Origin of the sequence: Deinococcus sp. (genome assembly GCF_025362455.1) — a bacterium.
Lineage (GTDB): Bacteria > Deinococcota > Deinococci > Deinococcales > Deinococcaceae > Deinococcus.
In genome coordinates this window covers 1-5940 of sequence record NZ_JANYGJ010000118.1, presented here as the reverse complement: position 1 = coordinate 5940, position 5940 = coordinate 1, and the positions used below count along the sequence as shown (strand labels likewise).

9 protein-coding genes are annotated in these 5940 nt (G+C 57.5%); 4 read left to right on the top strand and 5 right to left on the bottom strand.

What is annotated here, in order from left to right; all coding sequences use genetic code 11:
- The first annotated feature begins 10 nt into the window (after positions 1-10).
- Entirely contained in the window at positions 11-172 is a 162-nt protein-coding gene (locus tag Q0R23_RS09395) for a fasciclin domain-containing protein (RefSeq protein ID WP_366520411.1), read from the top strand.
- Between the two features lie 67 nt (positions 173-239).
- Positions 240-635: a hypothetical protein gene (locus tag Q0R23_RS09390; RefSeq protein WP_293912408.1), complete on the top strand. Its 396-nt coding sequence runs from the start codon at positions 240-242 to the stop codon at positions 633-635.
- Positions 636-1254: 619 nt separating this feature from the next.
- Here Q0R23_RS09390 and Q0R23_RS09385 read toward each other — a convergent pair.
- On the bottom strand, positions 1255-2229 hold the full coding sequence (locus Q0R23_RS09385) for an SDR family NAD(P)-dependent oxidoreductase (protein WP_293912406.1): 975 nt from the start codon (positions 2227-2229) through the stop codon (positions 1255-1257).
- A 192-nt stretch (positions 2230-2421) separates the two neighbouring features.
- Between Q0R23_RS09385 and Q0R23_RS09380 the strand changes: the two genes are divergently transcribed.
- Positions 2422-3012: a TetR/AcrR family transcriptional regulator gene (locus tag Q0R23_RS09380; RefSeq protein ID WP_293912404.1), complete on the top strand. Its 591-nt coding sequence runs from the start codon at positions 2422-2424 to the stop codon at positions 3010-3012.
- Between the two features lie 306 nt (positions 3013-3318).
- Here Q0R23_RS09380 and Q0R23_RS09375 read toward each other — a convergent pair whose 3' ends face one another.
- The gene (locus Q0R23_RS09375; RefSeq protein ID WP_293912402.1) at positions 3319-4098 is read right to left on the bottom strand and encodes an IS982 family transposase; all 780 of its coding nucleotides are present in this window, start codon (positions 4096-4098) and stop codon (positions 3319-3321) included.
- Between the two features lie 249 nt (positions 4099-4347).
- Between Q0R23_RS09375 and Q0R23_RS09370 the strand changes: the two genes are divergently transcribed.
- Positions 4348-4656: a hypothetical protein gene (locus Q0R23_RS09370; RefSeq protein ID WP_293912399.1), complete on the top strand. Its 309-nt coding sequence runs from the start codon at positions 4348-4350 to the stop codon at positions 4654-4656.
- 42 nt (positions 4657-4698) lie between these two features.
- On the opposite strand, the gene Q0R23_RS09365 is transcribed toward Q0R23_RS09370, so the two are convergent.
- The 3 genes from Q0R23_RS09365 to Q0R23_RS09355 all read right to left on the bottom strand — a co-directional run.
- A complete protein-coding gene (locus Q0R23_RS09365; RefSeq protein WP_293912397.1) occupies positions 4699-5037 on the bottom strand; it encodes a CopG family antitoxin in 339 nt (112 codons plus the stop codon).
- 2 nt (positions 5038-5039) lie between these two features.
- On the bottom strand, positions 5040-5306 hold the full coding sequence (locus tag Q0R23_RS09360; protein ID WP_293912394.1) for a BrnT family toxin: 267 nt from the start codon (positions 5304-5306) through the stop codon (positions 5040-5042).
- Between the two features lie 78 nt (positions 5307-5384).
- Positions 5385-5940 (bottom strand): phosphoenolpyruvate carboxylase (locus tag Q0R23_RS09355; protein ID WP_293912392.1); only part of this gene is annotated, 556 nt, incomplete at its 5' end.

Below are 5940 nucleotides of genomic sequence, written 5' to 3'. Positions count from 1 at the left end.
CGCCGACGTGATGAAGATGAAGGACGCCAAGACCGTCGAGGGCTCCTCGGTGATGATCGCCGTGATGGGCAAGAACGTCATGATCGACAAGGCCAAGGTCACCAAGGCCGACATCAAGGCGTCCAACGGCGTGATCCACGTGATCGACACCGTGTTGATGCCCGCCAAATAAGCAGGAAGCGACACGCCCGATCTCATCCCTGACTTCGCGGAAGACCTGGCTTCACTTCAAGGAGAACATGAAGCTCCAAAAAATCTTGCTGATAATCATGTCTTTTGTCGCCGTCTTCAGCCCCGCACTTGCCCAGTCCAAGACCCCGGTGACAACTTCAGTTTCAATAGTCAGGGCCAAGGTTGGGCCACTCGGCGACCTGAGCGCTTTCCGAGTTATCCTTCAGGACACCCTAGCACTGGTGCAAAGCGGCAAAAGCAAGGACGCCGTAACCCGCATTCGGGCCTTCGAGTTGCTGTGGGACAAGCAGGCCAACACTTTGACCAGCAAGGACTCAGCCAAATGGACGACGCTGGATAGAGCGGCTGATGTGGCCCTCAGGGCGGTGCGCTCAAGCCCGCCCTCCAAGACTCAAAGCACCACAGCGCTTCAGGAATTGATCAAACTGATCGACGCTGGTTGATGAGGTCGATGGAACCAAGCTCAAGGCAACCAAAAGCTTCTTCGGCTTGACGCGCAAGGTGACGAGCAAGAACGTCAAGCCGGTGTTGATGCCTGCCAGATGACGTTGAACGACCGACTGACGTGCGCCCTTTTTACGCAGGGCGCACGTTTTTTTTGGGTCTATACCGGTTCCAGTAGTCCGGAAGGTTTGAGAGACGTTCTGCCGTGTCCAGAACGACAAGTCAAGAGCCCTAGCCGAATTAAACGTGACTCTGCCCAACGCCGAACATGACTTTAATGATTTTGCGTCCCAGTCGGCCTTTTTAGACCACTGCCCCAGAATGTATCGCAAGCGTGATTCGTTCTGTACAGAGTGATGCGGACCAGACATCTACTGCTTCCTGGTAAGACGCGGCGCTGACTGGGTGTACCGCACTAGACCTTCCGGACTACTGCTGTAGGAAGATGTTCTGTCATGGGTTTTCTCCTTCCTGCATAACGTTTTCAGGTATCCGGCGCAGAGGCGTGTGGAAGGCGTGAGCCGCGCCTCCTGGGCAATACGTATACGCGACGCTTCATCTCCAGCTTCCGACCCAACCCCCCCCTGACAGATGACGTGCGACGTGACCAGAGTAAGGTCAGACTTTGAGAAGCTGCTCACTGAGCTGCCAGAGGCGCTGGGCGGATTGCAGGTCGATGGAATGTGACGCGACGTCGGTCGGAATACTCTCGGCGGTCAGGGGCCTGACTTCATCATCCAGCGGCGAAATGTCGTTGTCCCTCAAATACACGCCGCCGATCTCGGCCAGCAGCGGGCTGGTCGCCGCGAAGACGATGGTGCTGGCCCCCTGTTGAGGTGTTTTCTTGCCAACTTCAGGATCGATGATCGGTTGCCCAGCCTCGTCGATCAGGCCCATCTTCCGCAGCGCTTCGTCCCCCACCGAGCTGTTTAATTTCGTGCCAGCGACCACACCGGGATGCACGGCGTAGCCACGAATGCCGTCCTGCGCCCAGCGACGGTCGAGTTCGACGGCGAACAGCACGTTGGCGGTCTTGGACTGGGCGTAGGCCAGGTTGATGTTCTGCCCGTCGGTGAAATTCGGATCATCCCACTGGATATCGGCAAACCGCTGAGCACCCGATGACACGTTGACCACGCGGGCACCGTGGGCGGCGCGCAGGGCGCTCAGCAGCCCCAGGGTGAGCTGAAAATGGCCCAGATGGTTGGTCGCGAAGTGCTTTTCATAGCCGCGCGCGTCCCGTGCTGGCCCACCGGAGGCCCCCGCATTGTTGATCAGGATGTGGAGTGGACGGCCCGACTCCAGCCAGCGGGCAGCGAAGGCGTCGATGGACCGAGGACCGAGGAGATCAAGCTGGCTGACTTCGGCCCGCTCGATTCCGGTCAGCGCGAGGGCGGCCTGATCCGGGTTGCGTGCGCCGACGGTCACGGAGGCACCCGCTTTGCTGAGTGCGCGGGTGACTTCCAGGCCGATCCCGGCGTGGCCGCCGGTGACGATGGCGTTCTTGCCAGCTAGGTCAATACCAGCCAGCACCTCGTCGGCTGTGGAGGCGGCAGGAAATCCAGTGTGAAGGGGATGTTGCTTGTGGGTCATGGTGTCACGCTCTCCTTGCTGCATCATTGGGAAAGGGCTTGGTCGCACGAGGCAGGTGGTAAACGGGGTACTGACTCGACGGCTATTCCGGTAGACTGATAAAGCGGAACAACGTACCAGATATTTATACGGGACAATGTATCGTTTGTCAATCAGATTTAAAGATGGAGGGCCGATGGAAACCACGAGCACGTGAGCAGTGAGGGACCTATAACGCCCGCCGCCCGCCTCAAACGGGCCGATGCGCGGCTCAACGAACGGGCGTTGCTGGACGCTGCTGCCGCGCTGTTCGTGAGCGCTGGCGTCAACGTGCCGGTGCGTGACATCGCACTCAAAGCGGGCGTTGGGACGGCCACCATTTACCGCCACTTCCCTACCCGCGCCGACCTGATTGGTGCGGTCTACCGGCATCAGGTGGAGGCCTGCGCACAGGCTGGCCCAGCGCTGCTGGCGAGCAGTCCCAGCCCTTACCTCGCCCTCGGCGGCTGGATCGAGCTGTTCGTGGATTTTTTGGTCACCAAGCACGGTCTGGCTGCCGCGATGCAGTCCGACAAGCCCAGCTTCGCCAGCTTGCACGTCTCGTTTTTAGACCGGCTGTTGCCCGTCTGCGCCGAGCTCATCCGCGCTGCTGTGGAGGCGGGCGAACTTCAGCCGGATGTGGAGGCCTTTGAGTTGATGTACGCGGTTGGGAACCTTTGTATTGGCGCAGGCCCCGATCCCCGGTACGATGCCCGCCGGGTAGTCAAGCGGCTCATCGCCGGTTTGCGCCTCCCATCAGAGTAAACAGCAGGCTCCTAACAGGTGTTTTGAGTCATAAACGACAACGCGGTCCAGGGCACCCCCCTAGAGCAAGGCGCATAATAAGTACATGCGAACGATTGTATGGCCCCTCCTCTACCCCTTACATCGGTTTAAAGGGCCTTTGCTGACAGTCCTGTGAGCTTACCTATAGAAACGCTGTCTGGGTCGGGGTTAGTAGAGGCGGATTCTGTCGTTACCTGCTGAACCTTGTGGTAGCGTGTCTCACCAAAAGGGTGGAAAAGACGCCCAGTCACCACATTCTACCTCAATACAAAGCTGTTACCTCGTTTAGGGGTTGATATAGCGCCAATTGTATGCCAGCACAGCAAGGGCAACCTTGAGACGGAGCGATCTTAAGTTTTTGATCTGTCCAAATCGAATTCCAGCACGTGTCAGTGATGAGAAGACCGTTTCGATGATTTTACGAGCTGTGCCGTACTCCTTCTTCCAGCGAGGGTCCACTGTCTTGGCATTCTTCTTTGGCGGCGTCAGATTACAGCCATCGACGTAGGCTTTGTCGCCGATTATCCGAGGCCCGTCGTAGTCGATCCACTTGCCGTTCAAATCATACCCGGCAATCAAATCATGCTGGTTGGCGGGCCGGATGACGTACTGTGCCAGCTTGCCGTTTAAGGTACTCCAGGCATGAAACTTGAAACCATAGACACTGCCTTGGGTGCCAAAGCCCATCGTAGCCTCTTTGACCTTGCAGCGACTTGCCCGTTTTGAGCGACACACCGGTAATGGCATCGAATCGATGACCACGAAGTCGAGGTTTTCAACCTCGACACACGCCGCCTCCACAATGGGGAGCAAGCGTTGGAGGCGCACCGTCGCCTGGGTCAGGCTCGGCAGGTGGGGACAAAAATTGAGCACCATAAATTGCCACCAGCAACTGAAATGCGGCTGTTTGTGGATGTGTTGCAGCACCGCCAGGGCGACGAGTTCGGCGTCGCTGGCCTTCTCGTGGCGGTGGTGGATTTTCTCTGGCATACGGGGCTCTAACCAGGTCTGGAGGGCTTGTAAGGCGTGGAGCACCGGCAGTAATCTGAGGTCGGGACGGCACATAAGCACCGTCCCTTTACCGTCTTTGGGTGCGCCCTGTCAACCCCTAAACGAGGTACGATATTTCTGGATTTTGGGGGACGCTGTAGATCCCATCCTGTTGCAATAAATTTAATACGAAACCCGCAATTTTGTGGACACATAATCGCAACCTGTCCCGAACTTTCCGAAATGCAAGCAATGTTGGTCCTGAGAAACTGCTTGTCCGACGCCGAATCTTTAAGACTAATGAATCGACAATGCCTAAATGCTATGACCTATATCTACAACTTTCTCAACAGCAAGCTTGCTACATCGGAGACAATGGTAGTCTACGGAAAAAGACTCCACATACTTGAGAATAGATTGGATGCCAGGCTTTTGAGTTCTGATTTTGTAACCTCAAACCAAAAAATAACATACATAAGGGGTTTTAAATCTACGGTTTATGTGAACAACGATCATGATGCACCTTCAGAACGTCTGAAGGGTACTGGGACTGGGCAAATACATAGAAAACACGAATGGGAGGAGCATATTGCAAGCGGAGTAACGGCTTTCAGGTTTGACGAATATAAGTAGATGATAGACCGGTCTTGTTTGTGACACAAAATACAAGCCTTATCAGATCGTCTTTAACCGCTTCTCTTCCTCGTACACCCGTTCCAGCACGAACTCTTTCAGTAGTGTCTGATATGTGGTGCCTTTCAACTCGGCGAGGTGGCGCAGTCGCCGCTCCAGGTCCACGCTGAGGCGCAGGCTGACGGGGTTGGACTTGCGCGGGCGCTTGGGCAACAGGGCAGCGAAAGCGGCCAGTTCAGGGTCTCCTGCATTCTCGGCGGCAAGTTCTTCAGTAAAACCGTGGGTGGACCAGAACTCAGCTTCCTGAGCCTCGCTCATATCAGTGGGAATTTCTGAGCGGCTGTACACGGGAATCAGATTGTTCTCCTCAACGTTGGTCATGCTCAGGCCCTCCTGTACATTCGTTTCTCTCGGTCATCTGCATCGCGGGCGGTCACAATGCGAATCTTGCCGTTGCGGATGGTCGTAATGACGGCGAGCAACCGCCCGGCCTCAGTTCGTCCCAGATAGGCAAAACGTGTCTCGCGGCCAACGACTATTTTTGAAAGTTCTCTGCCGTCTTCGTCCATCAGCGCGTCTTCGGCTTCAAGGTCATCAACGTCGTGCCGGGCGATGTGTTCCAAGTTGGCGTCATCCCAGTCGAAGTCCACGGTTGAGTGTAGCGCATTCACACTACGCAGAGCAAAACGCCCCGGCGATGCTGGCCGGGGCGTTTTATGCTCACTCTCTTACCCCGTATTCCTCACTCCCGCCGCAATCCCCTGCACGCTCAGCAGCAGCGGGCGCTCGTAGGTGTCCAGGCCGTTCTCCTCGGCGCGGGCGCGGCGCAGCAGCTCGACCTGAATGCGGTGAATCGGGTCGATGTACGGGTTGCGCAGCCCGATGCTCTGCTTCAGGCGCGGCTCGTTGTGCAGCAACTCGCCGCCGATGACCGCCTCGACCAGGCGCACCGCCTCGGCGTAGGCGCGGGCCAGGCGAGTTGCCAGCTCGGTTCCGGCGCCGCCCAGGCTGAGGTAGTCCTCGAAGATCACCGGGTCGCTCTTCGCCAGCGCCATCTGGGCATTGTCGAGCACGCTTCTGAAAAACGGCCACTGCGCGTACATCTCACGGGCCAGCTCCGGCCCTATCGCCTCGATGGCTTCCGGCAAGCCGTACCAGCCGGGCAGGTTCGAGCGGTTCTGGGTCCAGCTCATGACCCAGGGGATAGCCCGCAGGTTGCTCAGGGTGGGCGCACCGGGCCGCCGCACCGGGCGCGAGGCGATGTTCAGGCGCGAGATCTCGTGA